We start from the raw sequence: 21,772 nt of genomic DNA on the forward strand, positions 1-21,772 counted from the left end.
GTATGATATTTTTTCGTTTGGCAATAGGAGGTATGGCATTGAACAGTATTTTTGAAATTCAAAAACTTGCAAAATTGAACTGGAAAAGCAGTGAACAAGCTTCGAAATATCTATTCTCGGACATCTCTGCTGAAATATCTGAATCGGACCGAATTGCTCTGATTGGTGCCTCGGGTCAAGGTAAAAGCACACTACTTAGAATAATGGCTCTGCTGGATGCTCCAGATGAAGGGGATATGCTTGTCAAGGGCTCTTCATTCAAAAATATGGATTCAAGGCTGTGGAGAATGAAAATCGGGTTTGTGGCACAACAAGCGGTTATGTTGCCTGGCAGTGTGGAGGATAACCTTAGAACCGTCAGCAAGCTGCATGACAGACCCTATGACCTTAAATTAGTAATGCGGCTATTGGAACAACTAGGGCTGGAGCAATTGGATTTAAGTAAAAAAGCAGCAGATTGCTCTGGCGGTGAGAAGCAGCGTATATCCCTGATTCGGTCATTGCTATTGCGTCCTAATGTGCTACTGCTTGATGAAATCACTGCTTCACTAGACATTGACAGCACTCAAAGGGTTGAGGATCTGTTAGAACAATGGCATACAGAAGAAGGGACTTCAATGATTTGGGTGACCCATGACCTTAAGCAGGCTAGCCGAATAAGCACAACTACATGGTTTATGGGGAAAGGGAAGCTGGAACAACACTTGAGTGAAGCTTTTTTTGCTGAATCTGCGGAAGCTTTAGCGAAAAGGTTTATCCGACCGTTAGAAGGAGCGTCATTCATATGAGTTATACTGCGCTGAGTTTTACCCTGCTGTTTGTGTTAGGGACGATGCTGCTCTCGGTATGGCAAAAGCTCGGACTAGAAAAAGATATTATTGTAGGCACTATAAGATCGGCGATTCAACTGCTTGCGGTCGGATATGTACTGCAATTTATTTTTAAAACCGATCAGATGATCTATGTTGTTTTGATAATAATCTTTATGATATGTGTAGCCGCATGGAATGCAGCGAAAAGAGGCAAAGGACTGCATGGATTAGTCTGGAGAATTGGACTTGCGATCGCTACTATGGAGCTCCTAATGATGGGGATTCTACTCGGCTTACATATTATTGAAGCAACTCCGCAATATATCATTCCCATTAGTGGCATGACCATTGGTAGCGCTATGGTTGTCTCCGGTTTGTTCATTAACCATATCAAGCACGAAATACAGCAGAGCAAAGGGGAAATCGAGACCCTGCTGTCACTCGGTGCAACGGTTCCACAAGCGATCCATGAAGTTAGAAAAAGATCTGTGAAATTCAGCATGATCCCTACCATCGACGGAATGAAGACTGTAGGACTTGTTCAGCTTCCAGGCATGATGACGGGTATGATTATAGCAGGCGCTGATCCAGTAATCGCTGTTCGCTATCAAATTCTGATTGTGTTCTCATTCACCGCCTCTGCGGCCATAACAAGTATACTGCTAAGTGTACTGAGCTACCGACTCTTTTTCACGCCTGATCAACGGCTTAGACAATAGATGAAGCAGGAGTCAGGGGTAAATCTTATTTCTCACAAGCGATTCCGTCTTTGTCACGGTCGCTTTTTTTGTTGGCTTCATAGAGCGCCTTAGATACAAAAGGTTTATATTTCGTTTTTCCACCTTTGTTCTTGGTTGAGCTGGAAATGGCGACTCCACCTTTGTAAACTTTGTTTAGCTCTGTACAGTTTTTATAAGTTTTGACCTTGGATTCAGCACTTGCTGTACTTACGGTACCGACGGCTAGAGCGAGCAGCAGACCTGCCGATAGACAGAGCCTTAAGTATTTTTTCATGGGGACATCTCCTCTAAAGTTTAGTTATTAAAATAACCTCTCTTTTTATATTACCAGTTTATTGCACAGGGGGGGATATTATGAAAAATCTAGACAGGTAGTCCTAACATACATAATTATCAGCGACGACGGGGAATAATTAGAATTCAATTTACATGAGGTGAAAAAGCTTTCTATGAGGTGATTCTAATTAGCACAAAGAAATTGGCAGCCACCCTAATCGCAGGGCTGTTGCTTCTGCCGGGAATCGCGATAGGTGCGCCTGATAACAACGGAACGGTGATCCAGTCTAATGGAAAGCTGCTCTCAGCCATGCCTTTGCCAGCCCCGGAGTCTAAACGAATTATATTGCCTTCTGCATTTCAAGCTGCTGAGCTCTACGGGTTCGGTTTGCAGCACCGGAATGCGTCAATTCAATATTCGATCTTTTCCAAGGAGCTCAAAAAGGTTATGTATCCGCAGTTTGTTGAACTGAATTGGGTAACGGGCGTATCCAGTCCGTGGATTACAAAGTACGAGGTTACTAAAGAAACAGTAATTAACCCAAATTCAGAGGTTATAGAAATGCGTATAGATACCGCAACCTCAAATGGTCCAGAACCATCCATGCTACTGACGATCTCACTTGTTAAAGATCATAATAGCTGGGTGATTACCGGAGTGAAGCCGAATCCTTAAATGTCATGCGGAGAATTGTAAAAAGAGCAAGCGTAGTAGGGAAGATTCCCTTACGCTTGCTCTTTTTTATAAGATTTGTAGCACTAGCGATCAACTGCACGCATGTCTCATCATAAGAAATCAGCGTACGCTGACGGCCAACTCAAAAAGTATCTCTTCACTCGAACATTGCGGACCGTATAGCTCTTATTCCCCTTCAATTCCGCATTATTGGAGCAGTTTTGGGTGAATAGCTGCATCTGAGTCCGATAGCTTCGCTAATTTGCTCACCATAATGTCTCTAGTCTCTACCCGCCTTGACCATCAATTCCGCCATCATTTTTGGCTCGGTTCGGACAGTGGTCATATGATCACCTTTGCCTTCGATGAAGCGGAAAACGCCCAAATGACTGGACTGAGTCGGGTGAAACCCATATGGGCCTTGTGGGATAGCCGTGTCTTCCGTCAGATAAAGATAACTTTTAGGGATTTGGAGACTGTAGAATTTCTTGAGATCCAGCTTTTCAAATAGTGGAGTAGCTGGTTCAGGCGGAGCTTGTTTATAAAAGGCATGTGCCTCTGCAAGACTGGCAGTGTTGACGAAGGTATCCCGGAAAAGCGGGAAAGGGAGCGTGATGGTATTATTACCGGAAGCGTCTCTTAGCTGTTCAAAGGATTTAAGTGACTCAGCAGGAAATTGATCTGCCACACTTTGCCCGTCAAGCGGCGCGAAGGCATCAAAGAACACGATCCGTTTGATCCGATCAGGTACTTGCTGGGAAACTGTTTGAATGACTGATCCACCAAAGCTATGTCCAAGCAGAATAAAATCCTTCAAGTCTTTTTGTTTGATATAGTCGACAACGGACTTTGTGATTTGCTCATGTGTTACATTATTATTCTTATCCGCGCCATGTCCCGCATATTCCGGTGTGTAGACGGTATGCCCTAACTTACGAAGCTCGGCGGCTGTTTCATCCCAAAAACCTGCTGTAGCCCAAGACCCATGAATCAGAACAAAGGTTAATGGAGTCTGTTTGGTAGAGGATTTGTGGTTAGCGGCCGCAACCGTGGAGTGCTGATTCAAAGGCTGCAACCCCATAATAGTGAAGATAGAGATACATAACGCTAATACTATTTTAGTGTGAATCGATTTCATACTTTGCCTCCTGTATAGTGTGAGAATTTAACATTATAGAGGATGCCCCGTTTAACAGGGAAAGATGAATTTTTATTGGAGTCACTGAATCTCCGGCACCTAGGCATAGGCTAACGCATATGTTGTTCTAGGAAATCAAAAATTTACGGGAACAGAAGGGTAGGAATAAACAGTGACTTCATACATGGATTATACGTCCCCTGATACACAATTTACTTTCGATGTGAACACTAATACTCTCTTTAAAAAGGATGCCAACAATTTCATTAACATGCTGTCGATTAAACAACTAAACACATTGGAGAATATTTCACTCCTTGATATTTTCCTCAGTAAATCGAATGTGGTAGAGCCTCATTATCATCAAAATGCGGCAGAGCTTGTCTATTGTATCTGTGGGTCAGCAGTAGTGTCTATACTCAATCCGTTTACAAATGAACTTCTTCATTTCCCAATATGTCCAGGTCAAGTGGCGAACGTGCCGCAAGGCTGGTGGCATTATGAGGTGGCAACCGTCGATAATACACATTTGCTTGCGATTTTTGATGCGCCTATTCCAGAGGTCATCTTAGGCTCGGATATCCTGAGCAAAACACCTGCGAATGTATTAGCTCATACTTACTGTTTGAATGAAGCCTTGGTAAAGGAAGCCTTAGCGCCTATTAAACCTGGAACCTTTATCGGCCCACCTGCCGACTGCTGTGAGGAAGATAAAGTAAAGGGAGTAAGTAATATGACTCCAAATATGGCTCCAAATATGAAACCAAATATGGCACCAAGTATGAATATGCATGCAAATATGAAACCTAACATGCAACCTAACATGCATCCAAACATGCAACCATACGCTCAAATGCAAGCTCAACCGATCCCTATAGCTTCACAAATGCCCCAAGCTACACAAGCGTTCACGTATCAGCCTTATCCAATGCAAGGATACTACACTCAAGGCTATGAACAGCACTATCGCCAACAGCCTTATGTACAACAACAGCCGAATTATCAATATTCAAATAATCAAGAGTAACTACAAAAACCTCCCGAGATTAAATCTCCCGGGAGGTTTACTTGTTAGGGTTTAAGATAAACGGACAAGCACTCTGCCGCGTGTGTTTCCTTGCAGAATATCTTCCAATGCTTGTGGCAGTTCATTCAAGGTTACTTCACGATCTACAAGGTTCTCAAGCTGTGCAGGCTTCAAATCAGTCGCCATCCGTGTCCACACCTTTTCGCGTAGCTCAGCAGGACACTCTACGGAATCAATACCGAGCAGGTTAACCCCCCGAAGAATAAAGGGAAGGACGGTAGTTGGAACAGAAGTGCCACCGGTCAGGCCGCTTGCAGCAACAGAACCTCTGTAGGAGATTTTACTCAAAATCGACGCAAGTGAGTTTCCGCCAACGGAATCTACAGCACCTTGCCATAGTTGCTTCTCTAATGGTTTGCTAGATCCGCCTGTAACATCTTCGCGTGAAATGACTTCTTCCGCGCCAAGAGTTTTCAAATATTCGTTAGCTTCTTTATTACCAGTGCTGGCCACTACGCTATAGCCTTTTGTGCTAAGCATAGCGATAGCCGATCCACCCACACCACCGGTCGCTCCCGTTACCAGTACTTTGCCTTTGTCTGGTGCTAAGTCATTGTCTTCCAGAGCTTGAATGGACAAGGCTGCAGTTAGTCCAGCTGTACCATAAATCATAGCTTCTCTTAGTGTAAGTCCTACCGGAATTGGGGTGATCCAAGCAGCAGGAATTCGTGTATATTCGCTAAATCCTCCAAAATGAGATACACCCATACCATACCCTGTTGCAATGACTTGCTGTCCTTCATGGAACCGATCGTCTGTGGAAGAGACCACAATACCGGATAAGTCGATGCCTGGAATAAAAGGGTAGGATCTTACAATTTTCCCGTTAGGGATACTGGCTAATCCGTCTTTATAATTCACACTGGAGTATGCAACTTTAATTACAACTTCTCCTGCGGGTAGCTCTTCTAAGGTAACTGGCTTAACAGCGACGGAGAACGATGATTCTGTTTTGTCGACAACTAATGCTTGAAATGATTCTGTCATAAGTGTAAGCTCCTTCAACTACGTTATAGGTGAGGCATTTATATAATATTTATTCTGCCCAATTAACTTGTCATTGTCTATGATATAACGCAAGTGAGACTCCGTGAAGGACTTTTTAAATGTGTATTGCAACATTATAATCAAACTCTCCATGTTATTTGTGCAGTGGACATGTTAAGTTCAGACTGCTGATACATAACTTGTTTTTGAGGGAGAATTGTTGAATGTCTATTATAAAATTAATTCGTGAACATGAGATCGAGCCGTACTTGGATCTCTTAGCAGAGGTTGAACATATCCATCTGGATAGAAACAATCGTAACCATGAGCAGTGGTTGAGACGTCGCATACAATCACATTTTCAGCGAGGGGCGTTGTTTTATGGCTATCATGAGAATGAACAATGCGATGCTTTTGGTATTGTTGCCGTTCTGCATGAGGAGGCACCGATTGGTATTCCCGCGCTTGGCGCAAGAGCTGAAGTTTTAGACATTGGAGTAAGTAAAGAACATCGTAGAAAAGGAATAGGAGGTATTTTACTTCAGCATGTAGAAAAGGTTGTTAAGAGTAGAGGAGCTTACTGTTTACTTATGCTGACCTATGCAGAAGATTTTGATGTGATTGCTTTTTACGGTAAAAATGGCTTTGTGCCCGTTGCTACGATCCCTGATGTATTTGGTCCTGGTGCCGAAGGAAATACTATATTAAGAAAAATACTAAGGTGATCTATTCAATAGGAAGAAAGTTTGTTTAAATGGTATAGTATAGTGTATTTGAAATCTTAGGGTTGAAGAAAGAGAGGCTAATTCATGGCTATTGCAACAACGATGATTGTCAGGCTCGAAATTCGGAAATCGGTTGCTTCTTTTGGTGATGTTGCTTCAGGAATTGCCACTGCAGGCGGAGATATCGTCGCTATTGACGTGATTCGTGCAGGTAAGGATGTAACAACTCGAGATATAACAATAAACGTGCAAGATGCCTCGAATGGAGAAATGATGTCTATACTATCGAAGATGCCAGGAGTCAAAGTAATTAATGTATCAGATCGAACTTTTCTTGCTCATCTTGGCGGAAAAATTGAAATCACACCAAAAATGCCTATCAAAAATCGGGAGGATTTATCGCTGGTGTATACTCCGGGAGTTGCCCGAGTGTGTACGGCGATTGCCGAAGATCCAAACAAAGCCTATTCGTTGACGATGAAGCGGAATACTGTAGCCGTTGTTACAGACGGAACGGCTGTACTTGGACTAGGAGATATCGGACCGGAGGCGGCTATGCCTGTTATGGAAGGTAAGGCTATGCTGTTTAAGCAATTGGCGAACATCGATGCTTTTCCACTCTGCTTAAATACTAAAGATTCAGATGAAATCATTAATATCGTTAAAGCAGTATCTCCTGGATTTGGGGGTATCAACTTAGAAGATATCAGTTCTCCGCGTTGTTTCGAGATTGAACGTCGGCTTGCCGAAGAGCTGGATATTCCGGTATTTCATGATGATCAGCACGGTACATCTGTTGTAGTTTTGGCAGGTCTTTTGAATGCGCTTAAAGTAGTAAATAAATCTATCGAAGATGTTAGAATTGTCGTTGTGGGTATAGGTGCGGCTGGTGTGTCCATCTGTAATATGCTTCTGGCGGCAGGTGCTCGCAAAATCTACGCGGTAGATCGTGAAGGTGTTCTTAGAAAAGATCTTCAGTATGATAATCAGGAATGGCGGAAGCTTGCTGATGCAACTAACCCGGAAGGTATTGAAGGTGGACTTACGGAGGTTATGCAGGGAGCAGATGTCTTTATTGGGGTGTCGCGTGGCGGGATTCTATCGGTCGATCATCTCAAGAGTATGGCCAGCGATAACATTGTGTTTGCAATGGCTAATCCGACACCGGAGATTGAACCAGAATTGGCCGAGCCTTTTGTTCGCGTATTAGCGACAGGTAGAAGTGACTATCCGAATCAGATCAACAATGTGCTGTGTTTTCCGGGGATCTTCCGTGGCGCACTGGATTGCAGAGCAAAAACAGTGAACCTTGAAATGAAGCTAGCCGCGGCAAAAGCGATTGCTTCAGTCGTTCATCCGGATGAGGTTAATGAGCAATATGTAATCCCAAGTATTTTTAACGAAAAAGTGGTAGAGTTAGTGCGTCTGGCAGTGATCCATGCAGCTATTGCAACGGATGTAGCCCGCCGGATCCCTAAGGATATTGATAAGGATATGGAATAAAAGCGATACTATAAATGGACTGCTTTGCTTAGTGAGAGAGCAGTCTATTTTTTTATAGATTGACACATAACTGAGAGGCTGTGGCGTATCATAATTAGGGCTAAAAGTATTTATTCCCATTTTAGTAAAGTGGCTGATATAATTACAATAATGTATGAGATGTAGAAAGGGCATCCAATTGGGTGCCCTTAAATTTTGCCTCTAGAGAGGGTAGTATCTAAAAAAGGGTTAAATTAATATAGAAGTGGTGAATTCATGAAAGAGTTTTACAGTCAGGTGAATCGAAAAATCTATTACATTGTAATGTTATTAAACATTACCCTTATGATATCTGGATTAATACTGTCTACAACAGAGTTGAATGGAATTAATTTTGGATACATTGTACATTTTTTGTGCGTGATGATTCTATCCATTAGTTTATGGATCTATCCTAAGTATGAGACATATACTTTTAGAAAGATCATCATTCTTTTTGGATTTGCTTACTTCTATACGCTTTTCTTTTTATATCCACAAACTTGGACCACCTATATTTTGATTTGCCTTATTCCTGCACTTTCTATTCTATTTTTCGATTTAAAATTGTTTTACTTTTCCTTTATTATAAATGGAATATTGATGGTAATTACTTTTAGTTATGTCATTTTTATTGACAAAGGTGAATTATATACTTATTTACATCATGACATAATTGGCAACATTATAAATATAATAGCTGTTCAAGCATTATTATTTTTCATTTTCCATTTATCATTTAAACGGATGAAAAAGCAGCAACTGTATTATGAACAATTACAGCAATCCGAGCGGTTAAAGATGGTAGGACAATTAACAGCTGCTGTTGCACATGAAATTCGAAATCCAATAACCGTGGTTAGAGGTTTTTTGCAATTGTTCAAAGAGGACGATTCATTTGATGGTTCTAAAAAAAGTAAGTTCAACTTAATGATTGATGAATTAAACACAGTAGAACAGATTATCTCTCAATTTCTAACCCTATCCAAACCAAATGGAGATCAAAGACTAGAGAAAGTAGATGTGAAGGATGTCCTTCAAAGTGTTACGGGTCTGCTTCATTCCTATGCCATGTTATCTGATAACCAAATCGATATAAAGGTAGAGGAAGGCTGTTATATTTCCATTAATAAAATTGAGTTTAAGCAGTTGCTCATTAATATTATAAAAAATGCGCTGGAAGCCTCGGATGTAGGGAAATCAGTCTCCGTCATAGCAAATAGAAATAATAATTTTATCGAGATCATGATCACAGATGAAGGTAGTGGGATGTCCGAGGCTGAGGTTAAGTCGCTGGGCACACCTTTTTATTCCTTAAAAAGTAATGGAACCGGTTTAGGGTTAATGATTTGCTTTAATATTGTGGAAAAATATGGCGGGGAAATTTATTATAATAGCTCTAAAGGTAAGGGGACAACCGTTACGATTCGCTTTTTATCAGAACCGGGAGGGATCTTTAATGATTAAGAAGCTATCCGCACTGATGCTGTCTGGAATAATCATAGTTCTTCTTGCTGCCTGCAATACAACTACCTATAAGCATAATTATACCTTCTCAGGTGAAGGAGACGTTTGGTCGGCAGAATATGTTCAAAAGGCGACTGAGAAGTTCATCGATAAAAAGGGCGTAAGGTCAGAGTATGAAACCTGGTTTGATTCAACCTTCGAGCTTAAGTATAAAGGTGAACTTACCGATCTCGATAAGATCAGTTCTTTTAAATATAGCTTCAAGGGAACATCAGGTGGAGGAAGTAAAACCTTAGAAGATGTTAAGGGAGTAAGAAAAAGTGAGTTGAAGTCCGAAAGAGCTGGAAGCGGGGCGTTTGAACACGAGGACTCGATTATTAGGGTTGTTGTAGAGTGGGATGGGCAGAAGGATGAATTTGAACTGAAGGTTCGTAAATAGTGGTGCATATATGAAAAATTTCTTGAATTAAAGAAAGCAGGTTGAACATTCATGGTCGTTATTAAAGAAATAGAAGTGGAGTCTCTTCATGAACTTGGTGATTTATATCAGGAGCTGATGGATCAACCATCGGATCATAACAAATTCGAAGAAGTATTTAAAGTGATTAAGGCAGATCATCGATACATATTGTTGGGCGCTTTTGTGGATGGGGAGTTGATGGGGTCTGTGATGGGGATTCTCTGTCATGACCTAATAGGGGATTGTAAACCGTTTATGGTGATTGAAAATGTGGTCGTTTCCTCGCGGGCTCGTCGTCAAGGTGTTGGTAAAAAATTGATGATCGCCATTGAAGAAATGGCCCGTGGGAAAGATTGTTTCTATATCATTTTAGTTTCTGGAGAGAAGCGTAAGGAAGCGCATATTTTTTATGAGTCGTTAGGATATAGAGATGAGAAGGTGGAAGGTTACCGGAAACATCTAAGCTCTCATTAAAAGGAGGTCTTGATTTGCAAACATTCTTTAAATATAACTGGATGGTTCGTGAACAATGGTACGAGTGGTGTGAGAGTATTTCTGAGGAAGAGCTACTTGGGGCACGTACGGGTGGCGTAGGCAGCATATTGAAGACTCTCTTTCACATTATTGATGTAGAGTGGAGCTGGATTCAAGTATTGCAAGGTAAACCGGATTTTCAGGAGGAATTCGAGCATTACAAGTCTTTGCAGCAGGTAAGAGAACTGGATGCGAAATTTCGGGCCGATGTAGAACCCTTTGTACTTTCTTGGCATGCGGGCTTGGAGCAAAATATTTTTGAGGATCATTTGGCGGATGGCCGGGTCGTGACTGATACTTGGGGTGAAGTGATGCGTCATGTGATCGCTCATGAGATTCATCATGTCGGACAGTTGTCCGTCTGGGCAAGAGAAATCGGGAGGGAGCCAATTTCTGCTAATTTGATTGGAAAAGGGCTCCGATGATTCGGGAATTAAAGGAATATGGCGTATATCATGTAGTGCTGCAGCTGGAGAGCAGCGGCGGGAACCATACATGTCGAAGATCAACCCAGCCCTGACTATTAAAGCTTACGCCTCGGACAGAGGGGAGATAAGCAGTTTGGGTGGGTTTTTCATACAAGATGTGTAGATGATGCTCCTCAAGAAGACGGTTCTCGATAATCCTAAAGCTCTCAGATCTAGCTTCAGGATTGGGTTCTCTTGCAATGGTATAGAGCCAGCCTTCAATATCTGCACGGGTATGTGGTTCTATATGTTGAGAGAGCGTGAGGTATAAATCAAATAAACGAAGCTGTTCATCCTCATCACGAAATAAAGAGAAAACAATCAGGTCAGATTCCAGCCGAATCGGGCCTTTAAACTCTTCTGGAGACACGGAAACAACCGTACAGTGATAACCTTGATGCTCTAGTTTAGTAGCAATACAATCAGCATCGTTAGCATATTGCGGAATGGTAGTTATTTGCAAGGTGACCTCATGGTCTTCCATCGACTTATGCGATACAGACACTGAATCATCTTTTAAACAGGATACGATCTTTGCCCGAAGAAGGGGGTCGCTAAGCGGTCCTTTTTTTTGCGTGTTGCAGGTAACAAATTTACGAATGTAGGACTCTGAATGAATCCGGCTCCAAGAAGAAGAATTGGTGGATGAAGGATTCTGAATCACATGAAAAGCTGAGCTAGTATCGGAGGAACCAGACTCAGTATCCCACGGAACATACATTATTTCGACTCGATCTAAATGAGCTCGTCCTTGAAAGTAATAAGGAAAAACCTCCAGTACACAAGTGTCCTCATTCATGTCCACAACCTTAAATGGTCCTGTCCCCACCGGTCTACGGCCAAAACTAGGTTCGTCCATGCCTTCTAAATCACGCGGAACAATTGCCGCTCTACTCGTACACAAGAAAGGGAGAAATAGCTCATTGGGCTGTTTAAGCGTAATTTGAACGGTGGATGGATTTAGCGCGGTAACTTGCTGGATTTCTTTGAAAATATAACTATAGAGTGTCCGCTTTGAGGTTTGCATCAGCCGTCCCAAGGAATAGACTACATCTTTTGCAGTCAGTACTTTTCCATGATGGAACAACACTTCTTTGCGTAGAAAAAAAGTCCAAATCGTACGGCTCTCATCCACTTCCCAGGCATGAGCAAGACTTGGTACAATCTTATCCCGCTCTCCGCTGCGTCTCACTAATCCGTCGAAGACATGACTGGAAACAAAGGACTCTGCCAATAGATTCATATGAAGCGGGTCGAAGGTATGTAGCTGCTGGGTGATGGGAAGCCGCAAGGTATCAATCTGTTTGTCACTACGGATTTCGGAATGATGACCAAAATAGGTCAGCAGCCAACCTTGTAAGGTATCCTGCAGCGAGGAAGAGCTGGCATGGGTTTTGATGCCTTCAATGGCTTTGTGAACATCTTTACGGCTGATGGCCTGCATCATAGATTGAAGTGCAATTTCTTCAGAAGGGACAAGGAACTGTAACAAAGAACGACTTCCGCGCCCACGCTTTGGTATCCATTGCACCCATTCGAGCTGTATCATTTTATTTACAATGTGCATGGCATTACGATGTGTACATCCGAAGGTCAATGCTAGTTCATCCATCGTAACTGAGATTTCTGTCGCTCCCCCAAACTGAGAGTGTAGTTTTAAATATTGGCTATGCAGCTTCATGGTTTAGATCCCTTCGTAAAATAGGAAATTATTAAAAAATTCTTTCTCTTTTTTTTCTTATTTTATCATTTAAAATAAGGATAAGAAAGTAAAAATATGGGGGTGTTTACCATGACCGATGAAACGGAGCTTAAGCCTAAGCCTAATCTTAATCGATCACTTGCCGCTTTAATTGTTGCCTTCTTTCTGGCGATTGTTCATCAGTTGTTGTTCTATGGAAATTTGCCGGGTGTTTCTTATCCTATCTTTGTGTGTCTATTTTATGCGTATATGCTTTATTACGCTAAGGCTAAGCTGCGTAAACTCACTAAAATAAGTTACTTCTGGTTCGGAGCGATTTTCCTACTCTCGTTGACCTATGTGTTATTTCATAATCTATTCTACTTTGGGCTCAACCTTTTAGTAATTCCAGTGCTCATTTTATTACATATGACTTATTTACTAAGTGATAAACGCCCCTCTTGGAGTCAGTTCAAAATACTTTGGGATACGCTCGAGCATTTGCTTCCACAGAATTTTCGTCACTGGGGTACGGTGTTCAAGGACATTAAAAGTAACAGTGATAGTAAGGTGAAGGATGAACGCAAGCAAGTGCTGGGGAAAGTGTTCACAGGACTTGCGATCTCTTTACCGATATTGCTTGTTGTGATTACCCTGCTGGCCTCGGCCGATGGTGTGTTTCATCATGTGCTCATTTGGCTGCCAAATATGTTGGATCGAATTTCATTTGGTGAAATTATTGTGCGGACGCTGTGGATACTGCTGTTGGCTATGGGTTTTTTCGGTTTAGTGTGGGGTTTTGTGGACTCGAAGATCTATGACTGGAATGTGCAGCCAAAGGAGTATGGTCCTGCGCTGGCACCTGTCGCCTTTAAGGTTGATCCAGTAATTATGACGACAATTCTTATAGCCATTAACACGGTATATGTACTGTTCGTAATCGTCCAATTTTCTTACTTGTTTGGAGCTTGGGAAGGGATGGTGCCAGAGGGGAGTTCCTATGCTGATTACGCTCGCAGTGGATTTTTCGAACTAATGATGGTGACCACGATTAATTTTGTGATTTTATTGCTGGCTGTGGGATCGGAAGGAAAGCGGGGCGGGCTGCTCCAAAAAGTCATTAATATTCTGCTGTATATCTTGGTCGGCTGTTCCACAGTCATGTTGTATTCCGCTTTTAGTAGATTAACGCTGTATGAAGAGGCGTATGGTTATACTACGATTCGATTCCTGGTTCATGCATTTATGATTTTTATGGGATTGCTGTTGATTCTTGCCGCTGTACGGATAGCCGTTCCACGTTTGCCGCTGGCTAAATGTTATATTGTGCTAGGTCTGGCCTCTTATATGGTAATGAACTATATCGGGATGGATGCCATTATTGCTAATAAGAATATGGAGCGTTATGAGGTAAGTGGTAAGCTGGACGCAGATTATTTGGTCGGTCTATCACCGGAGGTCATCCCTTCTCTGATTAAGTTCAGCCGGAAGGAAGACGGGATGCTGGATCAATTTTTGAAAAACGAATGGTGGAACGGAGCACAACGAGAGCGCAATTGGCAGTCTTTTAATTTTCCAGAATATCGGGCACAGCGCGAGCTGGAGAAATATTTTGCACAGTAAAGGTTAGAAAAAGGTGTGAGGACAATGAGGCAGAAGCCATTTAGTAAAGGTTGGTCATTTATTATCATTTTTATTGTGGTAGGTTTAAGTTATGGGATTTATCATATCTATTTATATAATGCACCAAGGCAAAGTCATTACTCTCGTGTATCCAGCACTAATCTAGAACAGGAGGGACTGGGAGATATTCAGCTGCTTCAGAGCCTCGAATCACTCAATCAGGTGCCTAAACCACGTGATGACATTGAACGGTATCAATATTATAATTTGGATAACGAGACAACAGTAGCTACTGCGCGTGGTGATCACCAAATCATTCTAATCAGCGTCTATTCCGATCAGAAGATGAGCACTAGCAGAGGGATTCATGTGGGATCTTCTGCTGATGCTGTGATTGAAGCTTACGGCTTTTCTTATTATAAAAGAGGGGAACAAGGGGCTGATATTATCGGGTATGTGGATAAAATCAATTATCGGAGTTTAGAATTTTGGTTACAAGATCACAAAGTGAATATGATCCGATATAGTGTGGACTCTGTTGTGATGTGAGGTGTTTTAGGATATCTCTTTAAAAAGGACATATGTCCTTTTTTTGTGGGGTATTCTAAATTACACTTATTTGAGCAAACACTTGAGGGGGCACAACATGCAGACGATAAATGACCGTGAGGCAGTCCGTGCCTTGGCAGTGAAGAACGGTCTGGATGGAATATTTAGTCCGCTAGTAACTTACAAAATGGAATTGAGACGTTATACGGATGAAGAAAAGCTATGTTTGGTTGGAGATCAATTGGATGGAATGTTCATATTAGTCGAGGGCAAGCTCAAAATTCAGACGCTGCTGCCAAACGGCAAGTCTATGCTGGTGCGGTTTACAAATCCTATATCAGTCATAGGGGATGTGGAGCTGCTTCATCGCTTTCCTGTTAAGAATCAAGTGGAGTCTGTGGGTGAGAGCTTGATTCTTTTTGCGGGGAGAAGATTACTGCTGAGAGAGCTTGAGGAAAATACAGCGTTGCTCCGTTTTCTAGTAGGAGAACTTAGTCATAAATTGCATACGCTCGGCCAAGCCTCCGCACTTAACCTGTTGTATCCGGTGGAGAATCGCTTTGCCAGTTATTTGATGTCTTTATTCGCTGATAAAAACGGAGACCGACGAGTGGAGGAGATTAGAACCTCCAGCCTTATAGAAACAGCAGAACTGCTTGGTACAAGCTATCGGCATTTGAATCGAATCGTACGTCGTTTTATTGATGAAGGAATTATTACAAGAAATCGAGGACGCTTAAGTGTGCTTGATGAATCCAAGCTCGCTGAGCTGGCAAATGGAAATTTATACGAATAAAAAAAGATCTCTGAAGACCATTAGTTCCTGCCTGGGCCGGAAGTAGGGGTCTTTTTGTTTTTTTTAAGCAAATATTCAGTTCAAATTCAGAGTGCCTTAAGAAAATGATAGTAGGATAAAAGTACCAAGTAGATATACATACATAGAGATGAGGAAATACGATGACGAAAAGTATTCGTGGAAAAATAGTCCTAGGCTTTGCTGCGGTAATTGTAGTCTTTTTAGTCGCTATAGCGGGAAACACTTTGTTTCAAGGTAAGGTTACCTTACTGACAGATCAGGTCAATCATAACTGGGACAAGCTGTCATTAGTTCAAGACTTAACGGATAAGATTCGTACAGCAGACGAACTGGGTGCCCGTTATGTGATGAGCAACACAGAGGAGGAACGAAAGTCCTATTTGTCTCAGTATGAAGAAATGCTTCCATTGATTGAGAATGCGATTACAGCGCTGGAGAGTGCGAAATTAAGCGAAGCTGAACTAACAGGTGTAACAGAACTAAAGACTAAATGGAATGATTATTTACTAGTATTGAAGGAAGCGTTTGCCTTAGCCAAGGAGGGTAATTTCCCTGAAGCGCAGAAGAAGTTCACGAATCTATCTCTAGATGCTATGGTCGAATCTCAGATTGTGTTTCAGAATATGCTCATGGAGGAAATTCAGAATGGGCAGAGTCAAGCAGATTCGCATCGCAACAACGCCTTGATTACTAGCCTGGGTGTGACCGGTTTGTCAGTCATTCTCGCCGTCATCCTTGCCCTCTTAATCTCTGGGAGAATTATTAAACCGCTTCGTGATGTGAACACACAGCTAAAGGAGATTGCCGATGGGGATGCCGATCTTACTCGTAAGCTGAGCGTCCGTTCTAAGGATGAGATTGGTGAGCTGGCTTCTAATTTTAATAAAATGACAGATAATCTGAGCACGATGATTGAACAGGTCAGGCTATCAGCCAATCGTTTAGCAGATTCCTCTTCTAAGCTTACTTCAGATAGTGGAGTGACGGCAGGTGCTACAGAACGAATATCGGATATTATGGGTGAAGTGGCCTCGGGAACCGCTAAACAGATGAATGATTTACAGACTAATACGATTACAATCTCGGAAATATCGCTAGGAATCGGACAAATTGCTGCCAGCGTACAGGATATATCCGAAGCCTCCCATCGTTCCGCAGCGTTTGCCATCGCTGGAGATGAATCCATTCAGGCTGCAGGACAGCAGATGGAATCGATTAATTGTTCCATTCAGTCCTTATCCCAGCAAGTCCAAGGCTTTGTGAATCGATCTCAGCAGATCAGCACTATTGTAGGCGTCATAAAAGGAATCGCATCGCAGACGAATATGCTGGCCTTAAACGCGACCATTGAGGCGGCGCGCGCTGGTGAGCAGGGTAGAGGTTTCGCTGTAGTTGCTGACCAGGTTCGAAAGCTTGCGGAGCAATCCGCAGAATCCGCCAATCAAATTGCAGAAATGGCGAGTGGGATTCAAAGTGAAGCAGATGATGCCATGAAAGTCATGAGGAGCAGTATGAGTGAAGTAAAGGGAGGTACGGAAATTATTGAGGAAGCGGGTCGTTCCTTTAGTGAGATTCGCGTATCTATAGATTCACTAGCTGAACAGGTTCAGGACGTATCTGGTGCGGTGGAGGAGATTACGGCGGCATCGGATGAGATCGTGGAATCGATTCGCAGCGTCACGCAGATCTCAGAAACAACTGCAGCGAGTACACAGCATGTATCAGCAGCCTCGCAAGAGCAAATGGCTTCGGTCGAACAAATTGCTTCTTCAGCAAATAATTTAAGTACGATGGCGCGTGGACTGCAGGGTTTGGTAGCTAGATTTAATGTATAACACGAAGCTTCAGAGAGCTAAGGGATTTCATCCCCGCTGTTTTCTCTGAGGCTTTTGTTTTGTTGAACGTAATATCCCACATAGAAAGCATAGAAATCGCCATCGACGGATATCTACCTATAACTTATATTATTACCATTATTAGTTAGTTATGGTCAATCACTTGATACATCTCAGAGACTTGTTAAAGTGAGAGTCAAGGATACAGGAGGATGACTGGCAGCTAATAATAGAGAGTGATTGTTAAGTTTCGTCGGAACACTATCAGATCAGTTTTAGGAGGCGAATGTCTATAACAATACTATTTTGAAAGCGTATTCTTAATAGCTGCATAGCTTCACAAAATCTTTGGGAGGTGGTTCTCTAATGATAGCAGCTTCTAAAAAAATTATGGGTAAGTCAGCAGTGATGTATTTTTTAATTGTCATTTTATTTGTAGGTCAATTAGCGTTATATCCCTCGGTGAGTTTAGCGGCGGGGAATTTAGCCCAAGGGAAGACGATTACTTCAAGCTCATTTGGTGATGTATACGTAGCAGCTAATGCTAATGATGGAAACCAAGGAACGTATTGGGAAAGTGCAAGCAACGCATTCCCGCAATGGATTAAAGTGGACTTAGGTGACGTAAACAGCGTCAATCAGGTCGTTCTAAAACTACCGACGAACTGGGAAGCAAGAACCCAAACCTTGTCGGTGCAAGGGAGCTCAGATGACTCAACGTACACTACCTTAGCTACCTCAGCCAATTATACATTTAATCCTGCAAGCGGATCTAATACTGTAACCATTAACTTTACGGCTGCAAGCGCCAGATATGTTAAATTGGAGTTCACCGCAAATACAGGATGGTCAGCAGCCCAGTTATCGGAATTTGAGATTTATGGCAGCACTACAACACTTCCAACGACAGGATATGAAGCAGAAAACGCCTCTTTATCCGGGGGAGCAAAAGTTAATACAGACCATACTGGTTATACCGGAACCGGTTTTGTAGATGGTTATCTAGCGCAAGGAGCGACGACTGCATTTAGTGTCAATGTGGTCTCTGCTGGAAACTATGATGCTGCATTGAAATATGCAAATGCTTCAGGCAGCACAAAAACAATTAGCATTTATGTAAATGGGACGAAAATAAAGCAAATTTCGCTTATTAATCTATCCAACTGGAACACATGGTCCACAAAGATTGAAACGCTGGCCTTGAATGCTGGCGCTAACACAATTACTTATAAATATGATGCTGGTGATACTGGAAATGTGAATCTGGACAACCTGATCCTTACTCCATCTTCAGCACCGACAGCAGCCCCAACAACAGCACCGACACCGACACCGACACCAACACCGACACCGACACCGACACCGACACCGACATCAACACCGACGCCAACGGCAACACCAACCCCAACAGCAACACCAACCCCAACACCGACGGCAACGCCATCAGCAACCCCAACACCTGGGGCGGGCTCTAATCTGGCGTTGAACAAAGGGATAACAGCTTCTTCCTCTGTCTTTACCTTTGTGCAGACCAATGCGAATGACGGTGATGTGACCACTTATTGGGAAGGGGCAGGGGGAAGTTATCCGAATACCTTAACGGTTAATTTGGGCAGCAATGCCGATATTACATCGGTTGTACTCAAGCTGAATCCTGCATCAGCCTGGTCGACACGTACCCAGACCATTCAAGTGCTTGGGCATAATCAGAATACAACGGCTTTTACTAGCCTTGTACCTGCGACCGTGTATACCTTTAACCCAGCAACCGGCAATACAGTGACGATTCCGGTAACGGCTACGGCTAGTGAATTGCAGCTGAAGATCACCACTAACTCTGGTTCAAGTGCTGGACAAATTGCTGAATTTCAAGTGATGGGTACACCATCTGCAAATCCAGATTTAACGGTCACAGCTCTTACATGGACACCAGCAGCTCCAGTAGAGACGGATGCCATTATTCTAAACGCAACAGTTAAGAATATCGGCACCCTTGCTTCTACCGCAACTAATGTGAATTTTTACTTGGGCACAACACTTGTAGGCACTAGCCCCGTGGGGGCGTTAGCAGCTGGTGCATCAACGAATGTGTCTCTGAATATGGGCGCAAAAGACGCAGCTACCTACTCCTTAAGTGCAAAGGTCGATGAGAATAATACAGTGATTGAATCAAATGAGGGAAATAATAGCTTCACTAGCCCGACTTCCCTTATTATTGCACCTGTATCCAGTTCTGATCTGGTGGCTTCCTCCGTCAGCTGGACACCTGGAAATCCAGCAGCCGGCAACGTTGTAAGCTTCTCAGTTGCCATTAAGAATCAAGGTACAGCAGCTTCCGCGAGCGGGGCGCATAACATAACTCTGACGGTTTTAGATGCTACAACTAATGCGGTAGTTAAGACTCTTACAGGCACCTATAGCGGTGTGATCGCAAGTGGCGTAACCACAGCGCCTGTCGCTCTTGGCAATTGGACAGCAGGAAATGGAAAATATACTGTGAAGAGTGAAATTGCAGTAGATGCTAATGAGCTGCCTGTAAAACGGGCTAATAATATTCAGACGCAGTCTCTATTCATCGGTCGAGGTGCGAACATGCCTTACGACATGTATGAGGCTGAGGATGGTGTTATTGGTGGTGGGGCCGTGAAGCTTTCAGCTAATCGGACCATTGGTGATCTGGCAGGTGAGGCTTCAGGCAGAAGAGCAGTTACTCTGAACACCACAGGTAGCTATGTTGAATTCACGACAAAAGCCAGCACGAACACGCTGGTTACTCGTTTCTCGATTCCTGATTCAGCGAGTGGTGATGGCACAAATGCTACGCTTAACATCTATGTGAATGGTGTCTTTAACAAGGCAATTAACTTAACCTCTAAATATGCATGGTTGTACGGTTCTGAGACAAGTCCTGGTAATTCGCCAAGCGCAGGTTCACCGCGGCATATTTATGATGAAGCAAACATTATGTTTGATAGCACGATTCCGGCAGGAAGTACGATCCGGTTACAAAAAGATACAGCGAACACTTCTCAATACGCCATTGACTTCATCAGTCTAGAGCAGGTTTCACCGATTGCTAATCCAGATCCGGCTAAATATACTGTTCCTGCAGGTTTTACGCATCAGGATGTCCAAAATGCGCTAGATAAAGTACGCATGGATACCACAGGAAATCTCGTTGGGGTGTATTTGCCAGCCGGCAACTATCAGACCTCTAGCAAGTTTCAGGTCTACGGCAAGGCAGTGAAGGTAATCGGTGCTGGCCCTTGGTATACAAGATTTATAGCTCCAACCACCCAAGAGAATACTGATGTCGGATTCCGAGCCAGTGATACAGCAAATGGGTCTACCTTTGCAAATTTCGCTTATTTCGGGAACTATACTTCACGTATCGACGGTCCTGGTAAAGTATTTGATTTCTCCAATGTGGCGAACATTACGATCGATAACATCTGGACTGAACATCAGGTATGTATGTACTGGGGTGCCAATACGGATAACATGGTGATTAAAAACTCGCGTATCCGTAACACCTTCGCGGACGGCATTAATATGACGAATGGAAGCACGAACAACCTTGTATCTAATATTGAAGCACGGGCAACAGGTGATGATAGCTTTGCGTTGTTCTCGGCGATTGATTCCGGCGGTGCAGATATGAAAGACAATATCTATGAGAACCTCACTTCCATTTTGACTTGGCGTGCTGCTGGTGTAGCTGTCTATGGTGGATACGCAAATACCTTCCGTAACATTTATATTGCAGATACACTTTGCTACTCTGGAATTACGATCAGCTCGTTAGACTTTGGATATCCGATGAATGGGTTCGGAGCTTCACCTACTACGAATTTTGAGAATATTTCTATTGTTCGTGCAGGTGGGCATTTCTGGGGCGCGCAGACTTTCCCGGCGATCTGGGTATTCTCGGCATCCAAGGTGTTCCAAGGTATCCGAGTCAATGATGTGGATATCATTGATCCAACCTATCATGGCATCATGTTCCAGACCAACTATGTAGGTTCCACTCCACAATTCCCAGTAACAGATACCATCTTTAATAATGTTACAATTACCGGTGCGCAGAAGAGCGGCGATGCTTTTGATAGTAAATCCGGGGTGGGCATCTGGGTGAATGAAGCAGCTGAGGCAGGTCAAGGTCCAGCCAGAGGCTCAGCAACCTTCAACAATCTGAAGATTACGAACACGGTAACGAATATTAAGAATAATACATCTACTTTTACGATTAACGTGAATCCTTAACAATCATTGATACCATGCCAGTAATGAACAGCCGTCTCCGCTTATAATGCGGAGGCGGCTGTTTCAGGTTAGAGGAACGGGAGGTCTGAATCGACAGGAGGTGCCGCTCAAGTT

18 protein-coding genes and 1 pseudogene are annotated in these 21,772 nt (G+C 43.0%); 15 read left to right on the forward strand and 4 right to left on the reverse strand.

Annotated elements, in window-relative coordinates:
- Positions 1-38 precede the first annotated feature (38 nt).
- Positions 39-788, forward strand: coding sequence for an ABC transporter ATP-binding protein (locus MHB64_RS11770; protein WP_094870120.1), 750 nt, complete (start codon positions 39-41; stop codon positions 786-788).
- Positions 785-1,531: an ABC transporter permease gene (locus MHB64_RS11775; protein ID WP_094870119.1), complete on the forward strand. Its 747-nt coding sequence runs from the start codon at positions 785-787 to the stop codon at positions 1,529-1,531. Before MHB64_RS11770 ends, MHB64_RS11775 begins: the two co-directional genes overlap by 4 nt.
- A gap of 25 nt (positions 1,532-1,556) precedes the next feature.
- On the opposite strand, the gene MHB64_RS11780 is transcribed toward MHB64_RS11775, so the two are convergent.
- Positions 1,557-1,826, reverse strand: coding sequence for an excalibur calcium-binding domain-containing protein (locus MHB64_RS11780; RefSeq protein WP_341134473.1), 270 nt, complete (start codon positions 1,824-1,826; stop codon positions 1,557-1,559).
- 180 nt (positions 1,827-2,006) lie between these two features.
- On the opposite strand from MHB64_RS11780, the gene MHB64_RS11785 reads away from it, so the two are divergent.
- The gene (locus tag MHB64_RS11785) at positions 2,007-2,504 is read left to right on the forward strand and encodes a hypothetical protein (RefSeq protein WP_094875136.1); all 498 of its coding nucleotides are present in this window, start codon (positions 2,007-2,009) and stop codon (positions 2,502-2,504) included.
- Positions 2,505-2,784: 280 nt separating this feature from the next.
- Here the strand turns inward: MHB64_RS11785 and MHB64_RS11790 are convergent, their stop codons facing one another.
- Positions 2,785-3,642: an alpha/beta hydrolase gene (locus MHB64_RS11790; protein WP_280788987.1), complete on the reverse strand. Its 858-nt coding sequence runs from the start codon at positions 3,640-3,642 to the stop codon at positions 2,785-2,787.
- A gap of 172 nt (positions 3,643-3,814) precedes the next feature.
- On the opposite strand from MHB64_RS11790, the pseudogene MHB64_RS11795 reads away from it, so the two are divergent.
- A pseudogene (locus tag MHB64_RS11795) lies at positions 3,815-4,402 on the forward strand (cupin domain-containing protein); the annotation flags it as partial.
- A gap of 318 nt (positions 4,403-4,720) precedes the next feature.
- Here the strand turns inward: MHB64_RS11795 and MHB64_RS11800 are convergent.
- The gene (locus MHB64_RS11800) at positions 4,721-5,716 is read right to left on the reverse strand and encodes an acrylyl-CoA reductase family protein (protein ID WP_341134474.1); all 996 of its coding nucleotides are present in this window, start codon (positions 5,714-5,716) and stop codon (positions 4,721-4,723) included.
- 224 nt (positions 5,717-5,940) lie between these two features.
- Here MHB64_RS11800 and MHB64_RS11805 point away from each other — a divergent pair, with 224 nt between their 5' ends.
- The 6 genes from MHB64_RS11805 (at position 5,941) to MHB64_RS11830 (ending at position 10,848) form a co-directional block, all read left to right on the forward strand.
- Positions 5,941-6,441: a GNAT family N-acetyltransferase gene (locus MHB64_RS11805; RefSeq protein ID WP_341134475.1), complete on the forward strand. Its 501-nt coding sequence runs from the start codon at positions 5,941-5,943 to the stop codon at positions 6,439-6,441.
- An 84-nt stretch (positions 6,442-6,525) separates the two neighbouring features.
- Positions 6,526-7,944, forward strand: coding sequence for an NAD-dependent malic enzyme (locus MHB64_RS11810; RefSeq protein ID WP_076298432.1), 1,419 nt, complete (start codon positions 6,526-6,528; stop codon positions 7,942-7,944).
- A gap of 255 nt (positions 7,945-8,199) precedes the next feature.
- Positions 8,200-9,429, forward strand: a complete 1,230-nt coding sequence (locus MHB64_RS11815; protein WP_094874566.1) for a sensor histidine kinase — start codon at positions 8,200-8,202, stop codon at positions 9,427-9,429.
- Positions 9,422-9,868 carry a hypothetical protein gene (locus tag MHB64_RS11820; RefSeq protein ID WP_094874565.1) on the forward strand — a complete coding sequence of 149 codons (447 nt, stop codon included), beginning with the start codon at positions 9,422-9,424 and terminating at the stop codon, positions 9,866-9,868. The genes MHB64_RS11815 and MHB64_RS11820 overlap by 8 nt, the downstream gene beginning before the upstream one ends.
- A gap of 51 nt (positions 9,869-9,919) precedes the next feature.
- A complete protein-coding gene (locus MHB64_RS11825; RefSeq protein ID WP_094874564.1) occupies positions 9,920-10,363 on the forward strand; it encodes a GNAT family N-acetyltransferase in 444 nt (147 codons plus the stop codon).
- Positions 10,364-10,377: 14 nt separating this feature from the next.
- Complete coding sequence (locus MHB64_RS11830) at positions 10,378-10,848, forward strand: DinB family protein (RefSeq protein ID WP_341134476.1); 471 nt, start codon at positions 10,378-10,380, stop codon at positions 10,846-10,848.
- 28 nt (positions 10,849-10,876) lie between these two features.
- On the opposite strand, the gene MHB64_RS11835 is transcribed toward MHB64_RS11830, so the two are convergent.
- The gene (locus MHB64_RS11835; RefSeq protein WP_341134477.1) at positions 10,877-12,571 is read right to left on the reverse strand and encodes an ABC transporter substrate-binding protein; all 1,695 of its coding nucleotides are present in this window, start codon (positions 12,569-12,571) and stop codon (positions 10,877-10,879) included.
- Between the two features lie 111 nt (positions 12,572-12,682).
- Here MHB64_RS11835 and MHB64_RS11840 point away from each other — a divergent pair, with 111 nt between their 5' ends.
- The 5 genes from MHB64_RS11840 (at position 12,683) to MHB64_RS11860 (ending at position 21,658) form a co-directional block, all read left to right on the forward strand.
- Positions 12,683-14,194, forward strand: a complete 1,512-nt coding sequence (locus MHB64_RS11840; protein ID WP_341134478.1) for a DUF4153 domain-containing protein — start codon at positions 12,683-12,685, stop codon at positions 14,192-14,194.
- A 24-nt stretch (positions 14,195-14,218) separates the two neighbouring features.
- Positions 14,219-14,743, forward strand: a complete 525-nt coding sequence (locus tag MHB64_RS11845) for a hypothetical protein (protein WP_341134479.1) — start codon at positions 14,219-14,221, stop codon at positions 14,741-14,743.
- A gap of 97 nt (positions 14,744-14,840) precedes the next feature.
- Positions 14,841-15,539: a Crp/Fnr family transcriptional regulator gene (locus MHB64_RS11850; protein ID WP_094874559.1), complete on the forward strand. Its 699-nt coding sequence runs from the start codon at positions 14,841-14,843 to the stop codon at positions 15,537-15,539.
- 161 nt (positions 15,540-15,700) lie between these two features.
- A complete protein-coding gene (locus tag MHB64_RS11855) occupies positions 15,701-17,395 on the forward strand; it encodes a methyl-accepting chemotaxis protein (RefSeq protein WP_341134480.1) in 1,695 nt (564 codons plus the stop codon).
- Positions 17,396-17,761: 366 nt separating this feature from the next.
- Positions 17,762-21,658 (forward strand): discoidin domain-containing protein, encoded by a 3,897-nt coding sequence (locus MHB64_RS11860; RefSeq protein ID WP_341134481.1) that lies wholly within the window; start codon positions 17,762-17,764, stop codon positions 21,656-21,658.
- Positions 21,659-21,772: the final 114 nt, after the last annotated feature.

Origin of the sequence: Paenibacillus sp. FSL K6-2859, assembly GCF_038008265.1 — a bacterium.
Taxonomy (GTDB): domain Bacteria; phylum Bacillota; class Bacilli; order Paenibacillales; family Paenibacillaceae; genus Paenibacillus_AQ; species Paenibacillus_AQ nitricinens.